This window comes from Luteococcus struthionis (genome assembly GCF_048595755.1).
GTDB lineage: Bacteria > Actinomycetota > Actinomycetes > Propionibacteriales > Propionibacteriaceae > Luteococcus.
In genome coordinates this window covers 3,048,531-3,071,995 of the sequence record NZ_CP184360.1, presented here as the reverse complement: position 1 = coordinate 3,071,995, position 23,465 = coordinate 3,048,531, and the positions used below count along the sequence as shown (strand labels likewise).

At 68.6% G+C, this 23,465-nt stretch carries 24 protein-coding genes and 1 other RNA gene; 17 read left to right on the top strand and 8 right to left on the bottom strand.

The window, feature by feature from the left end; all coding sequences use genetic code 11:
• The first annotated feature begins 29 nt into the window (after positions 1–29).
• Positions 30–399: a transfer-messenger RNA gene (ssrA, locus tag ACOAMO_RS14310) on the top strand.
• Between the two features lie 551 nt (positions 400–950).
• Positions 951–1,268 (top strand): hypothetical protein, encoded by a 318-nt coding sequence (locus tag ACOAMO_RS14305; protein WP_420175411.1) that lies wholly within the window; start codon positions 951–953, stop codon positions 1,266–1,268.
• Here the strand turns inward: ACOAMO_RS14305 and ACOAMO_RS14300 are convergent.
• On the bottom strand, positions 1,238–2,083 hold the full coding sequence (locus ACOAMO_RS14300) for a TatD family hydrolase (RefSeq protein WP_420177061.1): 846 nt from the start codon (positions 2,081–2,083) through the stop codon (positions 1,238–1,240). The genes ACOAMO_RS14305 and ACOAMO_RS14300 overlap by 31 nt on opposite strands.
• Positions 2,084–2,085: 2 nt before the next feature.
• A complete protein-coding gene (locus ACOAMO_RS14295; protein ID WP_420175410.1) occupies positions 2,086–2,865 on the bottom strand; it encodes a tRNA threonylcarbamoyladenosine dehydratase in 780 nt (259 codons plus the stop codon).
• Positions 2,866–2,966: 101 nt separating this feature from the next.
• On the opposite strand from ACOAMO_RS14295, the gene ACOAMO_RS14290 reads away from it, so the two are divergent.
• From ACOAMO_RS14290 to hpf, 6 genes are all read left to right on the top strand, one after another.
• Positions 2,967–3,527 carry a YqgE/AlgH family protein gene (locus ACOAMO_RS14290; protein ID WP_420175409.1) on the top strand — a complete coding sequence of 187 codons (561 nt, stop codon included), beginning with the start codon at positions 2,967–2,969 and terminating at the stop codon, positions 3,525–3,527.
• Positions 3,528–3,617: 90 nt separating this feature from the next.
• The gene (mtrA, locus tag ACOAMO_RS14285) at positions 3,618–4,316 is read left to right on the top strand and encodes an MtrAB system response regulator MtrA (RefSeq protein WP_420175408.1); all 699 of its coding nucleotides are present in this window, start codon (positions 3,618–3,620) and stop codon (positions 4,314–4,316) included.
• 69 nt (positions 4,317–4,385) lie between these two features.
• Positions 4,386–5,846, top strand: coding sequence for an MtrAB system histidine kinase MtrB (gene mtrB, locus ACOAMO_RS14280; protein ID WP_420177060.1), 1,461 nt, complete (start codon positions 4,386–4,388; stop codon positions 5,844–5,846).
• A complete protein-coding gene (locus tag ACOAMO_RS14275) occupies positions 5,843–7,591 on the top strand; it encodes a GerMN domain-containing protein (protein ID WP_420175407.1) in 1,749 nt (582 codons plus the stop codon). Before mtrB ends, ACOAMO_RS14275 begins: the two co-directional genes overlap by 4 nt.
• Positions 7,592–7,717: 126 nt before the next feature.
• A complete protein-coding gene (locus ACOAMO_RS14270) occupies positions 7,718–8,458 on the top strand; it encodes a ComF family protein (protein ID WP_420175406.1) in 741 nt (246 codons plus the stop codon).
• Between the two features lie 132 nt (positions 8,459–8,590).
• On the top strand, positions 8,591–9,187 hold the full coding sequence (gene hpf / locus ACOAMO_RS14265; protein ID WP_420175405.1) for a ribosome hibernation-promoting factor, HPF/YfiA family: 597 nt from the start codon (positions 8,591–8,593) through the stop codon (positions 9,185–9,187).
• A gap of 85 nt (positions 9,188–9,272) precedes the next feature.
• On the opposite strand, the gene ACOAMO_RS14260 is transcribed toward hpf, so the two are convergent.
• Entirely contained in the window at positions 9,273–9,971 is a 699-nt protein-coding gene (locus ACOAMO_RS14260; RefSeq protein WP_420175404.1) for a type 1 glutamine amidotransferase, read from the bottom strand.
• 143 nt (positions 9,972–10,114) lie between these two features.
• Between ACOAMO_RS14260 and ACOAMO_RS14255 the strand changes: the two genes are divergently transcribed.
• From ACOAMO_RS14255 to secA, 3 genes are all read left to right on the top strand, one after another.
• Positions 10,115–10,552 carry an NUDIX hydrolase gene (locus ACOAMO_RS14255; RefSeq protein ID WP_420175403.1) on the top strand — a complete coding sequence of 146 codons (438 nt, stop codon included), beginning with the start codon at positions 10,115–10,117 and terminating at the stop codon, positions 10,550–10,552.
• The gene (locus ACOAMO_RS14250) at positions 10,552–11,766 is read left to right on the top strand and encodes a winged helix-turn-helix domain-containing protein (protein ID WP_420175402.1); all 1,215 of its coding nucleotides are present in this window, start codon (positions 10,552–10,554) and stop codon (positions 11,764–11,766) included. Before ACOAMO_RS14255 ends, ACOAMO_RS14250 begins: the two co-directional genes overlap by 1 nt.
• A gap of 153 nt (positions 11,767–11,919) precedes the next feature.
• Positions 11,920–14,652, top strand: coding sequence for a preprotein translocase subunit SecA (gene secA, locus ACOAMO_RS14245; protein WP_420177059.1), 2,733 nt, complete (start codon positions 11,920–11,922; stop codon positions 14,650–14,652).
• A gap of 19 nt (positions 14,653–14,671) precedes the next feature.
• Here secA and ACOAMO_RS14240 read toward each other — a convergent pair whose 3' ends face one another.
• The gene (locus tag ACOAMO_RS14240; RefSeq protein ID WP_420175401.1) at positions 14,672–15,151 is read right to left on the bottom strand and encodes an Rv3235 family protein; all 480 of its coding nucleotides are present in this window, start codon (positions 15,149–15,151) and stop codon (positions 14,672–14,674) included.
• Between the two features lie 86 nt (positions 15,152–15,237).
• Here ACOAMO_RS14240 and ACOAMO_RS14235 point away from each other — a divergent pair, with 86 nt between their 5' ends.
• The 3 genes from ACOAMO_RS14235 to ACOAMO_RS14225 are packed head-to-tail and all read left to right on the top strand — an operon-like array spanning position 15,238 to position 16,767.
• Positions 15,238–15,717 carry a DUF6912 family protein gene (locus ACOAMO_RS14235; protein ID WP_420175400.1) on the top strand — a complete coding sequence of 160 codons (480 nt, stop codon included), beginning with the start codon at positions 15,238–15,240 and terminating at the stop codon, positions 15,715–15,717.
• Between the two features lies 1 nt (position 15,718).
• Positions 15,719–16,558: a Ku protein gene (locus ACOAMO_RS14230; protein WP_420175399.1), complete on the top strand. Its 840-nt coding sequence runs from the start codon at positions 15,719–15,721 to the stop codon at positions 16,556–16,558.
• The gene (locus ACOAMO_RS14225; RefSeq protein ID WP_420175398.1) at positions 16,558–16,767 is read left to right on the top strand and encodes a hypothetical protein; all 210 of its coding nucleotides are present in this window, start codon (positions 16,558–16,560) and stop codon (positions 16,765–16,767) included. The genes ACOAMO_RS14230 and ACOAMO_RS14225 overlap by 1 nt, the downstream gene beginning before the upstream one ends.
• Positions 16,768–16,825: 58 nt before the next feature.
• On the opposite strand, the gene ACOAMO_RS14220 is transcribed toward ACOAMO_RS14225, so the two are convergent.
• Positions 16,826–17,302 carry a DUF2505 domain-containing protein gene (locus ACOAMO_RS14220; RefSeq protein ID WP_420175397.1) on the bottom strand — a complete coding sequence of 159 codons (477 nt, stop codon included), beginning with the start codon at positions 17,300–17,302 and terminating at the stop codon, positions 16,826–16,828.
• A gap of 90 nt (positions 17,303–17,392) precedes the next feature.
• On the opposite strand from ACOAMO_RS14220, the gene ACOAMO_RS14215 reads away from it, so the two are divergent.
• Positions 17,393–18,250 carry a PHP domain-containing protein gene (locus ACOAMO_RS14215; protein WP_420175396.1) on the top strand — a complete coding sequence of 286 codons (858 nt, stop codon included), beginning with the start codon at positions 17,393–17,395 and terminating at the stop codon, positions 18,248–18,250.
• A 258-nt stretch (positions 18,251–18,508) separates the two neighbouring features.
• Entirely contained in the window at positions 18,509–19,636 is a 1,128-nt protein-coding gene (gene trpS, locus ACOAMO_RS14210) for a tryptophan--tRNA ligase (RefSeq protein ID WP_420175395.1), read from the top strand.
• 25 nt (positions 19,637–19,661) lie between these two features.
• Here the strand turns inward: trpS and ACOAMO_RS14205 are convergent, their stop codons facing one another.
• Both ACOAMO_RS14205 and ACOAMO_RS14200 read right to left on the bottom strand, forming a co-directional pair.
• Positions 19,662–20,468, bottom strand: coding sequence for an HpcH/HpaI aldolase family protein (locus tag ACOAMO_RS14205; RefSeq protein WP_420175394.1), 807 nt, complete (start codon positions 20,466–20,468; stop codon positions 19,662–19,664).
• 107 nt (positions 20,469–20,575) lie between these two features.
• On the bottom strand, positions 20,576–22,141 hold the full coding sequence (locus tag ACOAMO_RS14200) for a DEAD/DEAH box helicase (RefSeq protein ID WP_420177058.1): 1,566 nt from the start codon (positions 22,139–22,141) through the stop codon (positions 20,576–20,578).
• 333 nt (positions 22,142–22,474) lie between these two features.
• Between ACOAMO_RS14200 and ACOAMO_RS14195 the strand changes: the two genes are divergently transcribed.
• Positions 22,475–23,173 carry a ferritin-like fold-containing protein gene (locus ACOAMO_RS14195; RefSeq protein WP_420175393.1) on the top strand — a complete coding sequence of 233 codons (699 nt, stop codon included), beginning with the start codon at positions 22,475–22,477 and terminating at the stop codon, positions 23,171–23,173.
• 63 nt (positions 23,174–23,236) lie between these two features.
• Here the strand turns inward: ACOAMO_RS14195 and ACOAMO_RS14190 are convergent, their stop codons facing one another.
• Positions 23,237–23,461, bottom strand: coding sequence for a DUF3107 domain-containing protein (locus ACOAMO_RS14190; protein WP_420175392.1), 225 nt, complete (start codon positions 23,459–23,461; stop codon positions 23,237–23,239).
• Between the last annotated feature and the right edge of the window lie 4 nt (positions 23,462–23,465).

The following is a 23,465-nucleotide window of genomic DNA, read 5'->3' as shown; positions in this document are numbered from 1 at the left end:
GTTGTTGCAGCCCGGGGTACAACTCAACAGGGGGTGACTGGTTTCGACTTGGGACGGTAGTTCCAGGGGAAGCGGGCCGTGAATCCAGGGTCAACACGTTAATGTTCCCCGGAAACCTATAACTGCCGACAACAATCGCGCAGACTTCGCTCTCGCTGCCTGAGCAGTGACCGAAGGGTCAGACCGGATGTAGCCTTCCGTCCGGATCCTGGCCTCATCAAGGAGGCTTGCTGATCAACCCGTGTGGCAGGGGTTGATCGGGACTTTTCTGCTACTGGGCCTGTCCACGACGTGCTGTAGAGAGCGTGGGGGCCGAGAAAAGCGTCAACCACAGCTGCGCCCGGAGAAGACCTGGTTCGCCTCTCGAGGACGCGGGTTCAATTCCCGCCACCTCCACTCAACCCTGTTGTGACAAGGCCGGGGCCGCAGATGCGGTCTCGGCCTTGTTTCGTGACTTCGACCATGACGCAACATCGCCCGTGGCGTGGCCTTGACGCTGCTCGAGCACCGCCAGGCCTGGATGAGTCACTGACACAACTTCCGGCATCCGGCTTCGTCCGAGGACTGGTTCCTGACTTCGTGGTAGCGCGATGTCGTACCCGGCTTTCTGCTACGCCCTCGTCCCAAGCCGCGGGAGTGGCGTCGAGGTAGTGTCGCTGTGCATGGATGAGGTGCTCTCCCGCAGGAACGACAGTTCGGCGGCCACTGACGACGCGCTGCTCCCAGGCGCGGCACCGTCGTGGTCCAGCTGCACCCTCGCGTCGTGGACCTCCTCTTGGTGCTGGCGATCTTCGTCTACAACCTGCCGATCCAGTTCGGGGCGATGCCGTCGGGACTGTGGTGGGTGATCGGCTGGCAGGGATCCTGACCGAAGACCTCGGCCGGGCCCTTCCTCGTTGTCAGAACCACCTCGGCCGCTAGTGTGGGCGCATCCAGAGGGGAGACGAGCCGTGGTCGGCGAGAAGGCCCACCGCATCATCGTGTCCAATTTCGACACGGTCTCGCAGGCGGAGCTCTGGCTCACCCAAGGTGCCCAGCGGGCCACGGAGGTCTTCCTCGGCCTGTTGCGCACCGCCGTCCTGCTGGGCGCCGAGGTGGTGGTCGACCGCAACCAGGTCCTCGACGGGGTCTGCTTCCTCGCGCTGGGGCCCGACCGGATCGCCCAGGCTCGGATCCGCGACGGCATCACGCTCTCGGCGCTGGCGTTGGCCCACGCGCGGGGCCTGCTGGGCCCTGCTCAGGACCGAGGTGGCTCCAGCGGGCCGTAGAGCCGGGCCTGGGTCTGGGCCAGCTCGTGGGCCATGTCGCACTGCCTCAACTGCGAGAGCATGCGGAGGCTCCCGTGCAGCACGTCGGCCAGTTCGTCGGCGCAGCGCCGGGCAGCGGCCGCCACGTCAGAGGCCGATCTCGTGAGGGGACCTTCGGGCAGGTCGCTCTCCAGCAGCAGCCGGTCGGCGGGCACCTGCCTTACATAGGCCCGGCCGCGCTTGGTCGAGAGCAAGTGGGGATGCACCGAGAGGTGACCACCCATGCGGACCAGACGCGTCAGCTCCTGGCTGGTGCCGGAGAAACGGTGGAAGACCGGGACGATGCCATGCCCGGCCACGTCCACCTCGTCGAGCAGGTCGAGCAGCTCGCCAGCCGAGCGCACGGCGTGCAGCGAGAGCACCATCGGCCGCCCCGGGTGGCAGCTGGTGGCGGCCTCGCACACGTGGTGGAGCAGCTGCCGCAACGTGTTCCGCTGCACCGGGGCGGGGGAGTGTTGCAGGCGTCGCGGGCTGAAGTCGAGCCCGATCTCACCGATGAAGCGGGTGCGGTGCACCTGCTCGGCGAAGCACCCGACGGCTCGTTCCGCCTCGGCCTCGCCACCCAGGTGCCACGGGTGCAGGCCCAGCGACCACAACGGCAGGCAGCCCTCGTCGACGCCCAAGCCCTCGGCGTCATCCACCAGTTTGGCGAAGGCCGATGGGGTGAGGGTCTGGGCCACGATTCGGACATCGCGCTCGCACAGGGCCCTGAGGAAGGCAGCGCGCAGGGGCGGACCGGTCAGGAAGTCGAAGTGGTGGTGGCTGTCCAGCAGCATGGTCACGGCTCCGGCGCGGTGAACAACGGAGGGCCGGGCAAGGCTTCCAACCCCGACAGGCGTCGGATGACCAGGCCTGCCAGCATCTGGCCCATGATCGGGGGCATGTAACTCATCGAGCCCAGCGTGGCACTCTTGCTCCACTCACCGCTGGGATTGTCCACCTTGTGGGGAAGCTCGTGGGAGAAGAGCACCTCCAGGTTGCTGATGCCCCGGCGACGGCACTCCCTGCGAATCGCCGTGGAGAGCCGGCAGTGACGGGTCTGGTGGATGTCGGCGAAGGCCAGCTGGCACGGGTCGAGCTTGTTGGCCGCCCCCATCGAGGAGAGCAGACGGACCTCGCGCTCGGCGCACCACTGCACGATCGCCAGCTTCTGCGTGACCGTGTCGATGCAGTCGATGACGTAGTCGGGCGTGGGGTAGGCGTCCAGGGTGGCGGCCAGGTTCTCCCGGGTGAGGAAGACCTCCTCGCTGAAGGTGCGGCATTCGGGGTTGATGTCGGCGACCATCTCGCGCATCACGTCGGCCTTGACGCGGCCGACCGTGGACAGGAAGGCGATCGTCTGTCGGTTGATGTTGGTGGGTTCCACGACGTCTCGATCCAGCAGGATGAGCGAGCCGACGCCACCACGGGCCAGGGCCGCGGCGCAACTGGAGCCGACACCACCCAGGCCCAGCACCATGACGGTGGAATCCTGGAGCCGGGCGAGCCCCTCGTCGCGTAGCAGGAGCCGCAGCCGGGCGAATCGCTCGCTCTGGATACCCGAGTTCGTCGTGGTCACCGGGGGATGCTAGCCCGGCTGGCTGGCGCACGTCATCCGCGCCGGGAGGCCAGTGGGGACTGGGGACGGCAGGAAGGGCGTGCAAGACTGGAATGGTGAGGATGCCCAACCGACCCCGCGCCGGCGAGCTGCTGGTGGCGCGAGCCGATGCCCTGGGCGGCTACTGGCACCAGGCGGTGATCCTGCTGCTCGACAGCGACGAGTCGGGCTCGCTGGGCGTCATCCTCAATCGCTTCTCCGAGACCGACCTGGCAGACGTGCTGCCGCACTGGCAGCATCTGGTCTGCCCGCCCCAGGTCCTGTTCGAGGGCGGCCCTGTCTCACCGGCCGGGGCCGTCTGCGTCGCGAAGCTCTCGGCCACCGGCGAGGAACCACCCGGCTGGCGCCGCTTCCACGCAGACCTGGGATTGCTGCACCTGGACACCCCGGTGGAGCTGGCCGCCGGCGCCTATGCCGACCTGCGCATCTTCGCGGGCTACTGCGGCTGGGAACCCGGACAGCTCGAGGGGGAACTGATGCGGGGCGACTGGCACCGGGTTCCGGTTCGCGACGAGGATGTCTTCGGCGTCGACCCGCAGGACCTGTGGCGACGGGTGCTGCGCCGCCAGGGCGGTGACCTGTCCTTTTTCTCCACGTGGGCTGAAGATCCCGAGTCGAACTGAACCGGCTCGTCGGGGCGGCTTAATCAAACCGTTACCATGGCGCGTGGACGCGTGCCCGCCGTTCAGGGGCGGGCCGCAGGAGGTGGACAAGTGGAGAACAGTCACGGGGGAAACCGCATCCTCGTCATCGACGATGATGCGGCTCTGGCCGAGATGCTCCAGATGGTCTTGCGCAGCGAGGGATTCGAGACCGCGTGGTGCGGATCGGGAGAGAAGGCGCTGGACGCCTTCCACCAGCATCGGCCCGATCTGGTGCTGCTCGACCTGATGCTGCCAGGCCGCGACGGCATCTCGATCTGTCGAGACATCCGCGCCGAATCGGGCGTGCCGATCGTGATGCTGACCGCCAAGAGCGACACCATCGACGTCGTGACCGGCCTGGAGGCGGGCGCCGACGACTATGTCAGCAAGCCCTTCAAGGCCAAGGAGCTGGTGGCGCGCATCCGTACCCGGCTGCGCCGATTGGCCGACGACACCGACCACGACCTGATCAGGATCGGCGACCTGACGATCAGCACCGTCAGCCACCAGGTGCGTCGCGGAGACCAGACGATCGCGCTGACCCCCCTGGAATTCGACCTGCTGGTGGCGCTGGCCCGCAAGCCGCGCCAGGTCTTCACCCGCGAGACGCTGCTGGAGGAGGTCTGGGGCTACCGCCACGCCAACGACACCCGGCTGGTGAACGTGCACGTGCAGCGTCTGCGCTCCAAGATCGAACGAGATCCCGAGCATCCCCAGATCGTGGTGACGGTGCGTGGCGTCGGTTATCGCGCCGGCGAGACCTCCTGAGCAGCCCGGATGGACAGGCTCTCGCGCTGGTGGTGGTCGTCGCTGCCGCTGCGGGTCATCGGACTGACCTTGGCTGGATCCGTGCTCGTGATGGCGATGGGTGGCATCGTGCTGATGCGGCAGGCCAGCGACGGGGTGCTGCAGGCCAAGCGACAGACCTCGGTGGCCGAGGCCTCGGCAGCGCTGCAACGCATGCAGACCCAACTGCGCACCAGCGACCTGCGCACCGCCTCGCTGTACGAGCGGCTCAACCAGCTGGCCGACGAGGCAGGGTCGCAGCCCAACCAGTACCACGTGGTGATCCAGGGGCCGGTCTCTCGTTTCGTCTCCCCGGCCATCACCGAGCGCAGCGTGCCGGACTCGCTGGTGCAGGCCGTCGCCCAGGGGGAGGGCATGTTCGTCACCCCCACCACCGTCGACTGGGCCGATCCGGCGCTGCAGGACGAGCCGGGGCTGGCGATCGGTGCGACGCTGCAGGCACCCTCCAGCACGGAACGCTTCCCGATCTACTTCGTCTTCCCCCAGTCAAACGAGGTGCGGACGCTGCGCCTGCTGCGCGGCGCCATCACCTCCACCACCATCTTCCTGCTCGTGGCACTGGCCTTCATCGCCTGGCTGGTCTCGCGCCACGTCGTCAGGACCGTGCGGGAGGCCTCGGTGGCGGCCTCCCGGATCGCCGCCGGGAACTTCGACGAACGGGTCGCGGTGCGCGGCACCGATGACCTGGCCAGCCTGGGCACCTCGGTGAACAACATGGCCGCGGAGCTGACCAGCCAGATCGGCCAGTTGGAGAACCTGTCGCGGGTGCAACAACAGTTCGTCTCCGACGTCTCGCACGAGCTGCGCACCCCACTGACCACGGTGCGGATGGCCGCAGACCTGCTGCACGACAGCCGTGACCAGATGGATCCCTTCGCCGCCAGGTCCACCGAGTTGATGCACGACGAGCTGGAACGCTTCGAGGCGATGCTGGCAGACCTGCTGGAGATCAGCCGCTTCGACGCGGGCGCCGCGGTGCTGACGGCGGAGGAGACCGACCTGGTGGGCTTGGTGGCGCGAGAGATCGACGCGCAGCGTGCCTTTGCCGCCAGCCAGGGCTGCAGCGTCGAGTTCCGGCACCCGCCCAGCGCCTTGGCAGAGGTGGACGGCCGACGCATCACGCGCATCGTGCGCAACCTGCTGACCAATGCCATCGAGCATGCCGAGCAAAGACCCATCGAGGTACGCATCGCCGTGGACGAATCGGCGGTGGCCGTCGCGGTGCGCGACCACGGGGTGGGCCTGCCGCCGCACGCGGCCGAGCAGGTCTTTCGTCGCTTCTGGCGGGCCGATCCCAGCCGCACCCGCGCGGTGGGCGGCACCGGGTTGGGGCTGGCGATCGCACTTGAGGATGCCACCCTGCACGGCGGCACCCTGCGGGCCTGGGGGCGGCCGCGACGCGGTGCCCAATTCCTGCTCACCCTGCCACGTGTGCAGGGCGAGCCGCTGACCGGCAGCCCGCTGCCGCTGGTTCCCCGGGAGGTGCCGTGACCAAGCGATGGCGGCCGGGGCTGGTCTCGGCATCGCTGGTGCTGTGCCTGCTGCTGACCGGATGCGCCACCGTTCCCACCGAGGGGGCGGTGGAACGGGTGACTCCTCCCAACCAGACCCACGCCAAGAAGGGCGTCGAGGTGCGCCCGGTGCCCCCGCAGCGCGACGCCTCGCCCGATGCGGTACTGGCCGGATACCTGGACGCCATGGCATCACTGGAGCCGGGCTTCACCGTCGCGCGGCAGTACCTCACCCCCGAGGCGGCTCGCGACTGGCGGCCGGCGGCTGGCGTGACGGTCTTCGACGGTGACACCCGCAGCAGCATCCCGGGCAGCACCACCGCCGGGATTCAGGCCCGGGTGGTGGGCTCGCTCGACGCGCAGGGGCACTACACGGCCGTGACGGGCCGGATGCTGCGGCGTGACTTCACGATGGAGCAGGTGGACGGTCAGTGGCGCATCAGCAACCCTCCTCCGGGGCTGCTGGTGAGCCACTACACGCTGGTCAACCGATTCTCGCCCACCTCGGTGTGGTTCCTCACGCCCGGGTCCAGCACCTTGGTGCCGGAGCGGGTCTGGCTGGCCAGCAACCCGGCGGGGCCGAGCGAGGCGGTGCGGGCACTGCTCCACGGCCCCTCCGACTGGTTCGCCCCGGCAGTCTCGACCGCCATCCCCGCCGGTACCAGGCTGGGGACCGGCGGTGTCACGGTGAGCGACGGTGTGGCCGAGGTGCCCCTGGACGGCGAGCTCACCGCCCTGCCAGACCGGGCGCGGGTGCAGGTGATGGCGCAACTGGGGTGGACCTTGAAGGCCTTCCCCGAGGTGAATGCCGTGCGGGTGCTGGTGGAGGGCCGCCCTTGGGGTACCCCGGTGCACGGCCTGGCGGCTCCCATCCCGATCGAGGACCTGCCGGGGCTGCCCCCGGTGCCCCTGGCCGGTGACGACCAGCCCTTCGCCGTCGTCGACGGCAGTGTGGGGCGGCTCGACGACCAGGGATCCTTCTCCGTGCTGGGCGGCAGGCTCGGCGCTGGAGATTGGGGCGAACGGGCGGGGGAACTGGCGGTCTCGTCCACCAGCTCCACCATCGCGGTGGTCAACCAGGACGGCACCACGCTGCACAGCAGCAGGCTGGGCCGCGACTCGCTGACCCTGCGGCTGCGGGCCGACAAGATCACCAATCCGGTGGTCACCACCACGGGCGTGGTGTGGGCCAGCGTGGGCGGGGACGCCTCACGCGCCCTGCGTCGCAGCGTCCCGGACTCCGCCGAGTTGCAGCCGGTGGAGGTGCCCGAGTTGAAGGGTGCCACCATCCAGGCGCTCGCCGTCTCGCCGGAGCAGACGCGGTTGGCCGTGGTGCTGCGCCGCGGCAGCACGACGCAGCTCGCGGTCCTGCGGCTCCACGGGGAGAAGGTCGACGGGATGCGGGTGATTCCGCTGCAGGTGTCGCAGCTGGCCCTCGACCAGGTGCTCGACGTCGGGTGGACCGGTGCGGAGCAGCTGATGGTGCTGGCCTCGCAGCGTGCCGAATCCCGCACCAGCGCCTACCTGGTCAGCGCCGACGGCTCCCAGGTGGACGACGTCGGCCCGGCCGGGGAACTCGAACTGGTGGAGCTGGTCACCAGGCCGCAGGACGACGGGGCAGTGGCGCTGCTGCGCGACCGCACCGGCCAGGTGCTGCGCTACGAGTCGGCCTGGCGATGGCAGATCCTTCCCCAGGAAGTGCAGGGTCTGGCGGTTCCTTCCTGAGGAGAGCGCCACTTGGCTGGCGGTTCGCGGACGCGACCTTGTCCACAGCTTCGACGGGCCGAGGATCTGTCCACAGCCCGGCCGGACACGCTGGTGCCCGGGCAGGAGGCGGGCGAGGCTGGGGGAGTGCTGGACGAACTTGCCGATCTACTGCTGGGGGCGTGTTGCCCGGGCTGCCAGCGTCCCGGACTGGGCCTGTGCGCCGGGTGCCGAGCGGCGATCGACGAACCGGCCCGGTGGGCCCGAGACCTGGGTGGGGCGGGCAGGTTGACCGGCCGGGTGGCCTCGGCGGGTGACTACCGAGATCCGCTGCGCAACCTGTTGAGCGCCCACAAGGATCGCGGTGCGTGGAGCCTGGCCCCGGTACTGGGAGCCCGACTGGCCCTGGCGGTGCGGCTGGCCGCCTCCCTGGCCGAGCGCGACTCGTGCCCCGACGCGCCGCCCCTGTTGGTGCCGGTGCCGTCCTCGCCCCGGCAGGTGCGCCAGCGTGGCTACGACCACGGGGTGGTGCTGGCCCGGCAGGCGGCTGCCGTGCTGCGACACGAGGAAGGGTGGGGCAAGATCTCGGTGCTGCCGGCGCTGCGTCGCGTGGGCTCGGTCGCCGACCAGTCGGGCCTGGGACGAATCGAGCGCTTCCACAACCAGGTGGGCAGCATGCGAGCTCGCGCGGCACGGGGTCGGCGACAGGTCATCGTGGTGGACGACATCAGCACCACCGGGGCCAGTCTGGCGGAGGCTGCCAGGGCCCTGGCGGAGGCCGGTTGGAGCCCCGTGGCGGGCGCCGTCGTGGCCCATCCCAGCCGGGCCCCCAAGCACGGTCCAATGGCATTCGAGCAATTTGCCGAACATCCCTTGAATTGCCTCTGATAAGCGGTAACGTGTGGTTATGGCACGGCAGACAAGCACTTCTGGACTCGATTCCGGGAGTCCTTGCGGTCCGTGCCATGTTCATTGACGGGGCCTGCTGCGTGCGGGCCTCACCGATCGAGGAGGATCACCATGGACATCGTCGTCACCGGACGCCACTGCACCATCAGCGACGCCGTGCGCGAGCAGGTCACCCAGCGGCTGGCAAGCGTGGAGAAACTCAGGGACCGCGTCATCCGCATCGAGGTCGAGTTCACCTCTGAGGAGTCCAAGGGCAACCCTCACGACAACATGTTGTGCGAGATCACACTGCGCAGCAAGGGGCCGGTGGTGCGCGCCGAGGCGTACGCCGACGACAAGATGGTGGCCTTCGACAAGGCCATGGACCGGTTGAAGACCCAGCTGCGCCGCGCCAGCGACCGCCGCAAGAACCATCGCGGCCTGCGGGCACACCAGGTGGTGGCGGCGCTCGAACCGCTGCCCACCCCGGAGGAGACCGGCCCCGAGACCAAGAACGTGGCCGGGATCACCGTCACCGGTGACGGTCCGCTGGTGGTGCGTGAGAAGGAGTTCACCTCCGCTCCGCTCACCCTGGCACAGGCCCTGGACGAGATGGAGCTGGTCGGGCACGACTTCTTCCTGTACCTCGACGCCGACAGCGGCAAGCCGAGCGTGGTCTACCGCCGCAAGGGCTATGACTACGGCGTGATCCACCTGAGCCAGGCCTGAGGCCCAAGTCACGTCCGAGGCCCGCATCTCCCGCCGAGGGGGTGCGGGCCTCGTCGTGTGCCGACGGGCTCCCGCAGCCAGGTGGTCAGGCGTTGGCCACCACCTGTTGGGTGAATCCTCGCGCGATGCTGCGGCTGGCGGGCTCCACCAGGTGGTCGACGGCACGCATCCGGTCGAGCATGGTCGTGGCGCGGCTCTTGTGCTCCTGCGCCCACCAGTACTGCATCAGCTCGGGGCTGGCCTCCGGGTGGAACTGCACGCCCACCACGGAACCGAGCCGGAAGGCTTGGTTGGGGCAGGTGCTGCTGCGTGCCAGCTCGACGGCTCCCTCGGGAAGCTCGCTGACCACGTCGTGGTGGCTGGCTGGCATCGGCCCACCATGACGGGCCGCCTCGCCGAGCACCGGGTCGTCCACTGCGCCGGCCAGCCACTCGAGTTCGACGGGGCCCTCCTCGCTGCCCTCGTCGGGGGCGAGTGCCACCGTGCCGCCCAGGGCTCGGGCCGCCAACTGGTGGCCCAGGCAGATGCCCAGGATGGGGACGTCGATGGCGTGCGCGTCCGCGATCAGGTCCTCCACCTGGCTGATCCACCGGTGGTCGGACTCCACGCTCATCCGCCCGCCCAGCACGAGCAGGCCGTCGCCGATCGTCTCCAGGTTCGGAACGTCTTTGGTGGCCAGGTCGATCACGGTCAGGCGCACGTCCTCGCGCAGCCAGGCGTCGAACCGCTCCAGGGGAACATCGGCTTCGGGCTGCAGGACGGTGATACGGGGTTTCTTGGCCATGCGACGAGCCTACTGGCCGTCAGCGCGGGAGCACCGGCACCGGTCGCACGCCCGGGTGGCTCAGGTCCAGGGGCGCGGATCAGGCGCAGGGGCACGGATCGGGTCAGGAGGGCGGGTCGGGGGCACGCACTAGTCTCGAAGACATGCTCGACTACACCGACTACGACACCAGGCTGGCCGGCTATGCCCTGGTACGCGACGCGCAGGGTCGAGTGCTGCTCAGCCGATGGGTGGGTGGCCACACGCCGGCCTGGACCTGCCCGGGCGGCGGCATCGAGTTCGGCGAGACGATTCCCCAGGGCATCGCGCGGGAGCTCCAGGAGGAGACCGGCTACCAGGTGGAGGTGGGACGGTTGCTGGGCGTGCGCACCTTCGAGGTGTCCGCCGCGGACCGGCTCCACCCCTCCCATCGGCCGCTGCGGGTGGTGCAGGTCTTCCACGCTGGCACTGTGACCGGTGGTGAACTGGCCTTCGAGACTGACGGCAGCAGCGACATGGCGGGGTGGTTCAGCGTGGCCGAGATCGCCGACCTGCCGCATGTCGGCAGCGTCGACCACCTGCTCACCCTGATGGGGCAGTGATGCGCCGGCTCACCGCGGGCCAGGCCAGGCGGCTCGCCCTCGCCGCCCAGGGATTCGATCGGCCACGCCCGGACCGGCCGGTCACCATGCGAGACGTGCAGCGCCAGATCGAACGGCTGGCGCAGTTCCAGATCGACACCATCAATGTCGTCGCCCGAGCACACCAGTTCCCCTTGTTCAGCCGGCTGGGGCCCTACGACGTCGAGCTGCTCACCCGGGCCAGCAGCACGGCTCCCCGACGCCTGTTCGAGTACTGGGGCCACGCTGCGAGCCTGGTGGACGTTACCCTGCAACCGGCGCTGCGCTTCCGCATGGCCCGCGCCGCCGACGAGGCGTGGGGCGGGATGCGCAGGGTGCAGGCGGAGGATCCGGAGCTGGTCTCGTGGGTGCTGGGCCAGGTCGTCGAACGGGGGCCGGTGACCGCCCGTCAGATCGAGCACGACGAGCACCGGGAGCGCAGCCACTGGGGCTGGAACTGGTCGCGGACCAAGGCGGCCCTCGAATGGCTCTTCTGGAGCGGCCAGGTCACCGCCGCCAGCCGAAACCAGTCCTTCGAACGGCGCTATGACCTGCCCGAACGCGTGCTGCCGCGAGCCGTCGTCGATGCGCCAACCCCCAGCGACGAGCAGGCCCATGTCGTCCTGGTGCGCCGCGCGGCCCGGGCGCTGGGCGTTGGCAGCGAGAAGTGCCTGGCCGACTACTTCCGCCTCGGCCGCGCCGAGACCCGTGCGGCGATCACCCAGCTCACCGAATCGGGGGAACTCGAGGAGGTCGCGGTGGAGGGATGGCCGGTGCGCACCTGGCTGTGGACGGGGGACGGCCAGTCCCGGATCCCACGTCGCATCCAGGCCCGGGCCCTGATCAGCCCCTTCGACTCACTGGTCTTCGAACGTTCCCGCGCCCTGGCCCTGTTCAACCTGGACTATCGGATCGAGATCTACGTCCCGCAGGCCCGCCGTCGCCATGGCTACTACGTCTATCCCTTCCTGTTGGGCGAGGAGTTCGCCGCCCGGGTGGACCTGAAGGCAGACCGCGCCAGGGGTGTGCTGCAGGTGAAGGCCGCCTGGTACGAGCCCGGCACCAGCCACGAGGCCGGCCACGTGGCCCGGGAGCTGTGGCAGGAACTCGAGCAGCTGGCGGGCTGGCTCGGCCTGGCGCGCATCGAGACCGAACCCAGGGGAGACCTGCCGCTGTGGCCCGGAAGGAAGCCCTAGCCGCGCCCGGCAAGACGGGTGCGGTTCCGGTGACCCCCTAGGATGGGCAGGGTCTGGTCAGTGTCCGTGCGGCACGACCACTCGGGAACCACGCAACCAGGGCGTCTGTGCGCCCACGAGCATCGGCAAGAAGGAATCGACCACATGGGCTTCATGGATCGCCTGCTGAACGTAGGTGAGGGCCGCACGCTGAAGAAGCTGGCCAAGATCGCCGACCAGGTGAACAGCATCGAGGACGACTTCGTCGCCATGTCCGACGACGAGCTGCGCGGCCAGACCGAACTGTTCAAGCAGCGCCTTGCCGACGGCGAGAGCCTGGACGACCTGATGCCGGAGGCCTTCGCGGCGGTGCGCGAGGCCACCAACCGCGTCCTGGGCAAGCGCCCCTACGACGTGCAGATCATGGGCGGTGCCGCCCTGCACCTGTGCAACATCGCGGAGATGAAGACCGGTGAGGGCAAGACCATCGTCGCCCTGATGCCGGCCTACCTCAATGCGCTCACCGGCAAGGGCGTGCACGTGGTCACGGTCAACGACTACCTGGCCCGCTACCAGAGCGAGCAGATGGGGCGCGTGCACCACTTCCTGGGGCTGAGCGTGGGCGTGATCCTGGCCAACATGGATCCGGCCGAGCGACGCGCGGCCTATGGCTGCGACATCACCTACGGCACCAACAACGAGTTCGGCTTCGACTACCTGCGCGACAACATGGCGCTCAGCCTGGACGATTGTGTGCAGCGCGGCCACTACTTCGCCATCGTCGACGAGGTGGACTCCATCCTGGTGGACGAGGCCCGTACCCCGCTGATCATCTCCGGCCCCGCCGAGGACAACCACGAGTGGTACCCGGAATTCGCCAAGCTGGCGCAGCGGCTGGAGCGCGACGTCGACTACGAGGTGGACGAGAAGAAGAAGACCGTCTCCGTGCTGGGCTCGGGAATCGAGAAGGTCGAGGACCGGCTGGGCATCGCCAACCTCTACGAGAGCGCCAACACCCCGCTGATCGGCTACCTGAACAATGCCATCAAGGCCAAGGAGCTGTTCAAGCGCGACAAGGACTACGTGATCATGGACGGCGAGGTGCTCATCGTCGACGAGCACACCGGCCGCACCCTGATCGGCCGTCGCTACAACGAGGGCCTGCACCAGGCGCTCGAGGCCAAGGAAGGCGTCGAGATCAAGGACGAGTACCAGACGCTCGCCACGATCACCCTGCAGAACTTCTTCCGCATGTACGAAAAGCTCTCGGGCATGACCGGCACGGCCAAGACCGAGGAGAGCGAGTTCCAGAAGATCTACGGCCTGGGTGTCGTCGTCATCCCGACGAACAAGCCGATGCAGCGCATCGACCAGAAGGACCTGATCTATCGCACCGAACAGGCCAAGTTCGAGGCCGTCGTCAAGGACGTGGCCGAGCGTCATGAAAGCGGTCAGCCGGTGCTGATCGGTACCGCCTCGGTGGCCAAGAGCGAGATCATCTCCCAGCTGTTGACCCGCGCCAATGTGCCTCACGAGGTGCTCAACGCAAAGCACCATGAGCGCGAGGCCGCCGTGGTTGCCCTGGCCGGCCGAAAGGGCGCCGTCACCGTGGCCACCAACATGGCCGGTCGAGGCACCGACATCATGCTCGGTGGCAATGCCGAGTTCCTGGCCGACCAGGTGCTGCGCAACAAGGGGCTGGACCCGGTTGAGACCCCCGAGGAATACGAGGCCGCCTGGCCCGAGACCCTCGCGGCCATCGAGGAGCAGGTGGCGGCCGAGCACGAGGAGGTCGCCGAGGCTGGCGGCCTGTACGTGGTGGCCTCCGAACGCCACGAATCGCGCCGCATCGACAACCAGCTGCGTGGTCGTTCCGGCCGTCAGGGTGACCCGGGCGAGTCCCGCTTCTACCTGAGCCTGGGCGACGACCTGATGCGCCTGTTCAAGGCCGACGTGGTGGAGCGCGCCATGGTCTCGCTCAAGGTGCCCGACGACCAGCCGATCGAGCACAAGTGGATCAGCAACTCCATCGAGAGCGCCCAGAAGCAGGTGGAGGCGCAGAACTTCGAGATCCGCAAGAACGTCCTGAAGTACGACGACGTGATGAACCGCCAGCGCCACGCCATCTACGCCGATCGTCGCAAGGTGCTCGAGGGCGCCGACGTCGAGCAGCAGCTGCGCGACACCACCAAGCGCGTCGTCGAGGGCCTGGTGCGCGCCCGCACCGAGGGCTTCCACGAGGACTGGGACCTGGAGTCCCTGTGGAACGAGATGCGCACCCTGTACCCGGTGGCACTGGTGCAGGAGGAATGGACCGACGAGCAGGACCAGCAGACCATCGTCGACGCCTTCATCGAGGACGCCATGGGCGCCTACGACGAGCGCGAGGAGGAACTCGGCGAGCAGAACATGCGTGAGCTCGAGCGCCAGGTGCTGTTGACGGTGCTGGATCGCAAGTGGCGTGAGCACCTCTACGAGATGGACTACCTGCGCGAGGGCATCGGGCTGCGCGCCATGGCCCAGCGCGATCCGCTGGTGGAGTACCAGCGGGAGGGCGGACAGCTCTTCAACGCCATGATGGACGCCTTCATGGAGGAGGTCGTGGGCTTCCTGTTCAACCTGGAGGTGCAGGTGAACCAGACCCCGCAGGTGGGCCTGGTGACCGGCGAGGACGGTCAGGCCGTCGACGTCGACAGCCTGCTGGGCAAGGCCGCGCCGCAGATCGAGGCCAAGGGGCTGGGCGCCCGACGCGCACAGAACCTGACCTACAGCGCTCCCGACGAGCAGGGTGAGGTGCAGGCCCGTCGAGCCGCCCCCGAGGAGGATCCCTACGCCGGTGTCGGCCGCAACGCTCCTTGCCCGTGCGGTTCCGGCAAGAAGTTCAAGCTCTGCCACGGCGCCAAGTAGGGCCCGGGCGGTCAGCCCGTCACGCGCATCGCGCCGCTACGGCCGGTGGCAGCATCACCTGGAAGACGGTGATGCGCCACCGGCCGTAGCCGTGTTCCAGGCGCATCAGCGCACAGAAGTGGTGCTGGTCATGCAATTGCACACTGGCCTCCACCACCTGCGGGCTCACCAGACAAGACCGGACGGAGGCGATGGCGGTGCGGCTCCAGTCACGCTGCCGGGCCCAGGCCATCAGCAGGCGGTGGCAGTCCTCCGTCATCCAGTGGCTGGCCTGACCGGGGCTGCGACGCCCCTGCAAGGTCTCCAGCAGGGCGCGGCCCATCACCTGCACCAGCCGGTCCACCTGGTCCTGGCGAGCGCGGGGACGGGGCGTGGCTGGGGCGGGCAGCTCGGGCAGGGGTAGCGCCTCCTGCTCCGGTCTCGAAGGGGTGGGACGTGGCAGGAGTGGGGCGGACAGCCGCACCAGCTGCCCCCGGACCTGGACGGTGGTTGGTTTCATGCCGACAGCCTCACCGGGGAGACCCTGCCCGGGAAGGGGCGTGGCGAAATCTGTGGACAACTGCGCCGGGTCGCTAGATTTGGGGCATGAGCACAACACTCGTCCTGGCCCCGGTCAGCACCGGGCAGGCCGCCAGCCTCTGTCGCGACGGGCGGCTGCAGGGTTGTCAGGCCTTCACCGTCAACGCCCAGCTGCTGGACACCCTCGACCTGTCCGCGGCCGACGACGAGGGCGCCGAGTACGCCTGCATGGTGCTCGCCTCCGTCTGGGGTCTGGCCACGCACGGCGAACGACTGGTGCTGGCGGCCGAGGTTCCCGCCGCACAGGTTGCCGCCGGGGACGAGGCCCACAACGGGGGAGTGCAGCTGCGCGAACTCTCGCTGCGGCAGGTGCAGAGCGTCTTCGCCGACGAGCGGGAGCAGCCGGAGGCGGCCGCTGCCGTGCAGGGCATGAGCCTGGACCAGGCCTGGGAGACCGCTGCCGTGCAGCGGCTGGTGCGCGAGGGCGATCTGCTGTGGCACGGTGCCGAGGAATTGCCGCAGCTGGCGGCGCGACAGGAGGTCTGAGATGCCACGATCACTGTGGAAGGGCGCCATCTCCTTCGGCCTGATCACCATCCCGGTGAAGCTCTACGGGGCCACCGAGGAGAAGGACATCTCCTTCAAGCAGGTGCATCCGGCCGATGGCGGGCGGATCCGCTACAAGCGCGTCTGTGACAAGTGCGGCAAGGAGATCCCGTACTCCGAGATCGGCAAGGGCTACGAGGCTGCCGACGGGCGCCTCGCGATCCTGGACAAGTCAGACCTGGACCAGCTGCCGCTGAGCAGCACCAAGAGCGTCGACGTGGTGCAGTTCGTCGACTGGGACGAGATCGATCCCACCTACTACGAGAAGAGCTATGTGCTGGAGGCCGAGGGGCCGGGCGCCAAGCCGTACGTCCTGCTGCGCGACGCGCTGCGCAAGACGGGCAAGTGTGCGGTGGTGAAGGTGGCGCTGCGCAGCCGCGAATCGCTGGCGCTGATCCGCCCCAAGGACGATCTGCTGGTGCTGCACACCATGCTGTGGCCCGACGAGGTGCGCGACAACTCCTTTGCGGCCCCGTCGCAGGAGGTCAAGGCCAGCGAGGCCGAGGTGGGCATGGCCGAGATGTTCATCACCCAGATGGAGGGTGACTTCAATCCCGCGGACTTCACCGACTCCTACCGCGAGGCGGTGGAAGAGGTGGTGAAGGCCAAGCTGGCCGGCGTCCCGGTGGAGGAGGCCGACGAGCAGACCAGTGACTCCGGGGCCGAGGTGGTCGACCTGGTGGCGGCACTCAAGGCCTCGGTGGAGGCGGCCAAGGCACGACGTGCCGCGGCGGCCGACACATCGCAGCAGAAGGACGACAAGAAGAAGGCGGCAAGTTGATGGTTTCCCGAATGCACTTCGACGACGAGGACGAGGCCATCAAGGCCGCCGAGGCGATCGACCAGGCCGGTTTCGAGGTGGCGCTCATCAAGGAACGCTTCGCCGGCGAGGATGACGACGAGGACGTGGACCACGTCGTCGCCACCCCCGCCAGCGTCGACGAGGTCCGCCCCCTGGTGGGCGAGGACGTCTTCATCGAGGCCGACTGAACCGAGGGCTCGGTCCCCGAGCCGGGTTCTCTTCCGATCCCCGAGCCTGTCGAGGGGTTCAGTTCCGCGCGGCCAGCCAGTCGTCGCCGGCGGCCTGCTGCGCGTCGATGGCGTCCTTGATGTGCGGCGCGGCCTGCTGCTCGACCTTCTTGCCCATCAGCGGGATGTTGACCTTCAGCTCGCCGGTGTAGTCGACGACGGTGCCCTTGCCGCCGGGGTAGAGCCGGGCCTTGCCATTCATCTGGACGGGCATGCCCGGAACCTCGATGACCAGCGTGCCCTCACGCGAGTCGTCTGCGGCCGGCTCGCCCCACTCGATGGTCTGGTTCAGCTTCAGGGCACTGCCGACGAAACGCGCCACCTCCTGCGGCGCGGGCAGCGACATCTGGATCCGAGTGGTGGTGCCGGCCACGTCGATGGTGTGGCTGGTGGCCTCGGAACGGCTCACCAGCTCCTCCAGCCAGTCCTTGTTGGTCATCATGGTGTAGACGGTCTTGGGGTCTGCCGGGAAGTCGAGGCGTGAGGTGATCTCCATGGCTCCCATTGTGTCGGGTTGGCGCGCTGGTGTCTCAGAAGCAGGGCCACGCTCGTGGCGAACGGGAGAAGCGTCGGGCATGATATGACCATGCGGATCGATCTCCACACCCACTCGGCTGTCTCCGACGGCACCGACACCCCCACCCGTCTGGTCCTGAAGGCGATGGAGGTGGGCATGGACATCATCGCACTGACCGACCATGACACCTTCGACGGCATTCCAGAGGCGATCGAGGCCGGCAAGCGCATCGGAGTCAAGGTGCTCGGCGGCATCGAGATGTCCACCGAACTCGACGGACGGTCCGTGCACCTGCTGGGCTACGGCTGCGACCCCTACCATCGTCCCCTGGTGGACGAGCTGGCCAAGATCCGGGTGGCACGCACCGGACGCCTGAAGTCCTTCGCGGAGCGCATAACCGAGCTCGGCATGCCCATCACGGTGGACGACATCATCTCCACCGCCGGCGCCTCGCCGTCGATCGGCCGCCCGCACGTGGCCGACACCCTGGTCGCCAAGGGCTATGTCGCCGACCGTGACGAGGCCTTCGACAAGTGGCTGCGCGAGGACAAGCCCGGTTACGTGCCCCGCTACGCCTGCGAGTTGGGCGCCGCCATCGACCTGATCCACGACGCCAAGGGCATCGCCGTGCTGGCGCACCCGTGGGCCCGCGGCAACGAGGCCCTGCTCACCGCGGAGGTCATCCAGCGGCTCATCGCCGAGCACGGCTTGGAGGGCATCGAGGTGGACCATCCCGACCACGACGAGCGTCAGCGTGAGCTGCTCTTCGCCCTGGGTGGGCGTCTGGGCCTCATCCGTACCGGTTCGTCGGACTACCACGGCCTGGGCAAGCGCAACAATCCGCTGGGCGGCGAGAACACCCGCGCCACCGCCTACCGCGAGATGCTGCGTCGCATCCGCCTGCGTGGCGGCACCGCTCCCGCCTGAGCCCAAAGCATCCCGCCTGAACCACGCATCCAGCTTGAGCAAGGCAGCCTGACTGCCCGACGCGGCGTCGCCCCGACGGGCGGCGCCGCGTCTGCGCTAGGGTGGGCACATGTTGATGACACCCATTCAGTGGTGGCTGCCCTGCGGCAGCCGAGCGATGCGGTGATCGACCAGATCATGTGAAGAGACCAGGGCTGCCGGAATCGGCGGCCCTTTTGCGTGCGCGGGGGCAGCCGTCCGGCGCGACGAGAGGAAGCCATGAGCCAGAACCAGCAGCAGACCGAGCCGGAGCAGTCGGCCGACGTGCTCTCCGAGGAGATCACCGACGCCTCCCTCAACCACTCGCTGGAACGCAGCCGTCAGATCGAGGCCGACATTGCCGTCAACCCCGGCAAGTACCGCATCCTCACCGGCGATCGGCCCACCGGCAAGCTGCACATCGGGCACTACTTCGGCTCGCTCAGCAACCGTGTGCGGCTGCAGAACCTGGGCGTGGAGACGATGCTGATCGTCGCCGACTACCAGGTGATCTACGACCGGGATGGTGTGGGCACGCTGCAGGACAATGTGCTCAACGGCATGGCCGACTACCTCGCCTGCGGCATGGATCCCGAGAAGTCCACCATCTTCACCCACTCCTCGGTGACGGCGCTGAACCAGCTGATGCTGCCCTTCCTGAGCCTGGTCACGGTGCCCGAGCTGCACCGCAACCCCACGGTCAAGGATGAGATGGCGAACAACCCGCACCGCCCGATGAGCGGACTGATGCTCACCTTCCCGGTGCACCAGGCCGCCGACATCCTGTTCTGCAAGGCAAACCTCGTGCCGGTCGGCAAGGACCAGCTGCCGCACATCGAGATCACCCGCGTCATCGCCCGCCGCTTCGACGAACGTTACGGCCGCGTCGACGCCAAGGCCCCGGTCTTCCCGCAGGCCGATGCCCTGATGAGCCCGGCGCCGGCCATCCTGGGCCTGGACGGCACCAAGATGAGCAAGTCCAAGGGCAACACCATCGAGATCGGCATGACCGCGGACGAGACCGCCAAGCTCATCAAGCGCGCCAAGACCGACTCCGACCGCCACATCAGCTATGACCCGGTCAACCGCCCCGAGGTGAGCAACCTGGTGATGCTCGCCGCGCTGGCCACCGGGGGAGACCCGGTCCAGATCGCCGACGAACTGGGCGACGCCGGCGGCGGTGGCCTGAAGAAGCTGGTCACCGAGGCGATCAACGAGCACTTCGCGCCCATCCGTGCCCGCCGCGCCGAACTGGCCGCCAACCCCGACCACCTGCGCGCCGTGCTGCGCGCGGGCAACGAGAAGGCCAATGCCATCGCCGAGCAGACCCTCTCCGAGGTGCGCGAGGCGATGCAGATGAACTACTGACCGGCCGCCCGGCGGACGTTCGGCGTCAGTACGAGGCGCGTCGGGTGCGGTCGGAGCGTTCGGTGCCGAACTCGGCAGCGATCTGCTCCGACCCGCGCGCCAGCATGGCCACGTCGGCGGCCACCAGGATGTAGTCCACCCCGCGGGTGAGCATCTGGTGCGCCTCGTCGGTCTCGAAGGTGTTGACCCCCACCGGCTTGCCGGCGGCGTGCACCACGTCGAAGGTGTGCTGCACGGCGGCGACCACGTCGGGATGGTCCTGCTGGCCGATCAGTCCCATCGAGGCGGCAAGGTCTGCCGGGCCCACGAAGATGCTGTCGATGCCGTCCACGGCGGCGATCTCGGCGGCATTCTGCACGCCGTCGGCGTTCTCGATCTGGACGTGGACGCCCACGTACTCGGAGGCGTGCTCCAGGTAGCCGTCCACCCGGTTCCAGCGCCCGGAGCGGGCCAGCGCGGCACCCACGCCGCGACGCCCCCGCGGCGGGTAGTGGGCGGCCTCGACGATGCACTGGGCCTCCTCGGCATTGCTGACCATCGGCACCAGGATGTCCTGGGCCCCCAGATCGAGGATCTGCTTGATCAGCACCGTGTCGGCCACCGGGATGCGCACCACGGGTCGGATCGGGTAGCCGCCCACTGCCAGCAGCTGGGCCAGCACCGACTCGATGCCATTGGGGGCGTGCTCCATGTCAATGAGCAACCAGTCGAGACCGCTGCCGGCGCAGATCTCCGCCACCAGGGGGCTTCCGGAGCACACCCACATGCCCACTTGGGGCGTCTGGGCGGCGGCGAGGGTACTGGAGAAGGTCGGCTGCAGATAGTGAGGCATGGGGCCAGTGTCCTCCCGCCGTGGAGGCTTGTACAGCAGTCGTCCCGCCGCCCGGATCGGGCGGCGGGACGAGGGGTCACGCGCTGGTCTCGGCGACTGCGGTGCGCTCAGCTGTCGCTGCTGGGAGCCTCACCGGTCTGGGCACCCTCACCAGTCCGAGTGCCTTCACCGGTGCTGCGCCCACGGCCACGGCTGCGGCGACGACGGCGGGGCTTGCGCTCGCCGTCCACGGCCACGGTATTGGTCTGCTCGGTGTTCTTGGCCTCACCGGCATCCGCCGTCGGGGTGGTCGAGGTGCTGCCGTCGACGGCCACCGGCTCGCCATTCTTCAGGCGGCGACGGCTGCGGCGGGGGCGTTCGCTGCGGGGTTCACGGGGACGCTCGGTGCCTCGCTCGCCACGGCTTTGGTCTCCACGGCCCTGGTCTCCTCGTCCGCGTCCACCGCGGCCACGGTCGTCACGCTTGGGACGGTCCTTGGGCACCGCGCCGGGCAGTCGACCCTTGGTGCCTTCGGGGATGTCCAGGTCGGAGTACAGGTGCGGCGAGGTCGAATAGGTCTCCACCGGGTCGTCGAAGTCCAGCTCGAGGGCCTTGTTGATGACCTTCCAGCGCACGATGTCCGCCCAGTCCACCAGGGTGATGGCCACGCCCTTGGCGCCGGCGCGGCCGGTGCGGCCGATGCGGTGCACATAGGTCTTGGCGTCCTCGGGACACTCGTTGTTGATGACGTGGCTGACGCCGGTGACGTCGATGCCACGAGCGGCGACGTCGGTGGCCACCAGCACCTTCACCTCGCCGGCACGGAAGCGCTTGAGCGCCTTCTCGCGCATCGACTGATTGAGGTCGCCATGGATGCTGGCGGCGTCGAAGCCGCGGTCCTCCAGGTCGTCGGCCAACCGCTGGGCGGCGCGCTTGGTCTTGCAGAAGACCATCACCTTGTCGACGTCATTGGACTGCAGGACCCGGGCGATGATCTCCGGCTTGTCCAGGTTGTGCGACTGGTAGACGAACTGCGTGGTGTCGGGAACCGTCGCCTGCGCGTCGTGGCCTTCGGCCCGCACATTGATCGGCTGGTGCATGTGGGCCCGGGCCAGCCCGACGATGGCGCTGGGCATGGTGGCCGAGAACATCAGCATCTGGCGCTCGGCCGGGGTCTTGGCGATCAGGTGTTCCACATCGGGCAGGAAGCCCAGGTCGAGCATCTCGTCGGCCTCGTCCAGCACCAGCATCCGCAGCCACGACAGATCCAGCGCGCCGCGGTCGGCGAGGTCCTTGATGCGTCCGGGGGTGCCCACCACGACGTCGACGCCGCGCTCGAGGGCCTCCAGCTGGGGCTCGTAGCCGACGCCGCCGTAGACGGTCAGCACACGGACCTTGCGGATGGTCGAGGCCACCTCGAGGTCCTTGGCCACCTGCAGGGCCAGTTCACGGGTGGGGCACAGCACCAGGGCCTGGGGCTTGCCGGGGGGCATGGCCAGTTCCTCGTAGCCCTCGTCGCCCTCCAGCAGGCTGCGCTGCAGGATGGTGATGCCGAAGGCCAGGGTCTTGCCGGTGCCGGTGCGGGCCTGGCCCATCAGGTCGGTGCCTGCCACGGCAATCGGGATGGCCAGCGACTGGATCGGGAAGGGGTGGGTGATGCCCACGGTCTCCAGCGCCTGCTGGATCTCGGGCATGACGCCCAGGTCGTCCCAGGTGGTCTCGACATCGGGCGCGGGGGTGGCCACGTCGTCACCGACGAGGGCATCGACGCGTTCGGCGTCGGCATTCAGTTCTTCTGTCACCGTTCATGACTTTCTCATCGTCCGATCGTCAGACCGGCTCGGATCGCGCAGGTGGCCGCTACCGGCGGCACCCGCCCGCGGTGGGGCTGGGCGCCAGGCTCGGGGCTCGACCTGCCCCCTGCACAGGACATGCAGTGTGTCTAGGCTACCCGGTGGGCCCAGCAGCCGCGCAGGACACGCCCCGTGGGCGGACGGGCGATGGCCGGTGAGGCTAGCCTTGGGGCCGTGAGTCAGACACAGGGGACGACCGGCCAGACACGGCAGGCCAAGCGCGCGGGGGCCAGGGCCGAGGTGCAACTGCTCGGACTGGTGGCCTACGGATCACTCGCAGCCTTCGAGCGGACCGCGGCTTCCTCCGCCGCCGCACAGGCCGTGGCCGACAAGTTGGTGCTGGCACGCATCGCGGCGCAACGTTTCAGCCATCTCGACCGTCTGGAGGGGGCGTTGGCCGCGCGGGGGAGCGGCCTCAACGAGGCGATGACACCCTTCGCCGCACCGATCGACGCCTTCAACCAACACACCGAACCGCGCACCTGGGCCGAGGCCTTGGTGAAGCTGTGCATCATCAGCGGACTGGTGGATGATTTCGCCAACCAGGTGGCCGAGCAGCTCCACGACGAATTGCGCGAGATCCTGATGGGCTCGATCGACGATGCGGAGCTGGCCTCGGCACCGAGTGCCATGCTGCAGCAGTGTCTGACCGAGAACCCGGACGACCGGGGAAGGCTGGCACTCTACGGCCGCCGACTGCTGGGAGAGGCGCTGAGCCAGGCCCAGCGAGTCTCGGCCCAGCACGCCGAATTGACTGCCCTGCTCACCGGTGATGGGCAGGGAGGCGACGACCTGGCCCAGATCAGCGAGTTGATGACCCGCTTGGCGTCGATGCACGCACGGCGCATGAAGGATCTGGGCCTGGCCGACTGAGCCAAGCTGGATGAACCCAAGCTGGATTGAACCCAGGTCGGGTTTGACTCGGGCTGGGTTGGATCAGACGGAGCCGAAGCCGACGGGGCGGCTGAGTTCCTTGCCCAGGTCGAGGTAACCGATCTGGGCGGCGGGCACCAGCACCCGTCGACCCTTCTCATCGGTGAGGGTGAGCAGGCCACCCTCGTTGACAGCGGTACGCAGCGCCTGTTCGACCTCGTCGGCCGAAGCCTCGGTCTCGATGCTGAGCTCGCGGGGAATGTTGTTCACGCCAATCTTGATTTCCACGCAC

Coding starts and splice junctions, on each gene's coding strand:
- ACOAMO_RS14290 (WP_420175409.1), top strand. CDS start 2,967: ATGCCCAACCGACCCCGCGCCGGCGAGCTGCTGGTGGCGCGAGCCGAT.
- hpf (WP_420175405.1), top strand. CDS start 8,591: ATGGACATCGTCGTCACCGGACGCCACTGCACCATCAGCGACGCCGTG.
- secA (WP_420177059.1), top strand. CDS start 11,920: ATGGATCGCCTGCTGAACGTAGGTGAGGGCCGCACGCTGAAGAAGCTG.
- ACOAMO_RS14225 (WP_420175398.1), top strand. CDS start 16,558: ATGGTTTCCCGAATGCACTTCGACGACGAGGACGAGGCCATCAAGGCC.
- trpS (WP_420175395.1), top strand. CDS start 18,509: ATGAGCCAGAACCAGCAGCAGACCGAGCCGGAGCAGTCGGCCGACGTG.
- ACOAMO_RS14255 (WP_420175403.1), top strand. CDS start 10,115: ATGCTCGACTACACCGACTACGACACCAGGCTGGCCGGCTATGCCCTG.
- ACOAMO_RS14300 (WP_420177061.1), bottom strand. CDS start 2,083: ATGCTGCTGGACAGCCACCACCACTTCGACTTCCTGACCGGTCCGCCC.
- ACOAMO_RS14235 (WP_420175400.1), top strand. CDS start 15,238: ATGAGCACAACACTCGTCCTGGCCCCGGTCAGCACCGGGCAGGCCGCC.
- ACOAMO_RS14230 (WP_420175399.1), top strand. CDS start 15,719: ATGCCACGATCACTGTGGAAGGGCGCCATCTCCTTCGGCCTGATCACC.
- ACOAMO_RS14205 (WP_420175394.1), bottom strand. CDS start 20,468: ATGCCTCACTATCTGCAGCCGACCTTCTCCAGTACCCTCGCCGCCGCC.
- ACOAMO_RS14260 (WP_420175404.1), bottom strand. CDS start 9,971: ATGGCCAAGAAACCCCGTATCACCGTCCTGCAGCCCGAAGCCGATGTT.
- ACOAMO_RS14220 (WP_420175397.1), bottom strand. CDS start 17,302: ATGGAGATCACCTCACGCCTCGACTTCCCGGCAGACCCCAAGACCGTC.
- ACOAMO_RS14200 (WP_420177058.1), bottom strand. CDS start 22,141: ATGCCCGAGATCCAGCAGGCGCTGGAGACCGTGGGCATCACCCACCCC.
- ACOAMO_RS14250 (WP_420175402.1), top strand. CDS start 10,552: ATGCGCCGGCTCACCGCGGGCCAGGCCAGGCGGCTCGCCCTCGCCGCC.
- ACOAMO_RS14240 (WP_420175401.1), bottom strand. CDS start 15,151: ATGAAACCAACCACCGTCCAGGTCCGGGGGCAGCTGGTGCGGCTGTCC.
- ACOAMO_RS14215 (WP_420175396.1), top strand. CDS start 17,393: ATGCGGATCGATCTCCACACCCACTCGGCTGTCTCCGACGGCACCGAC.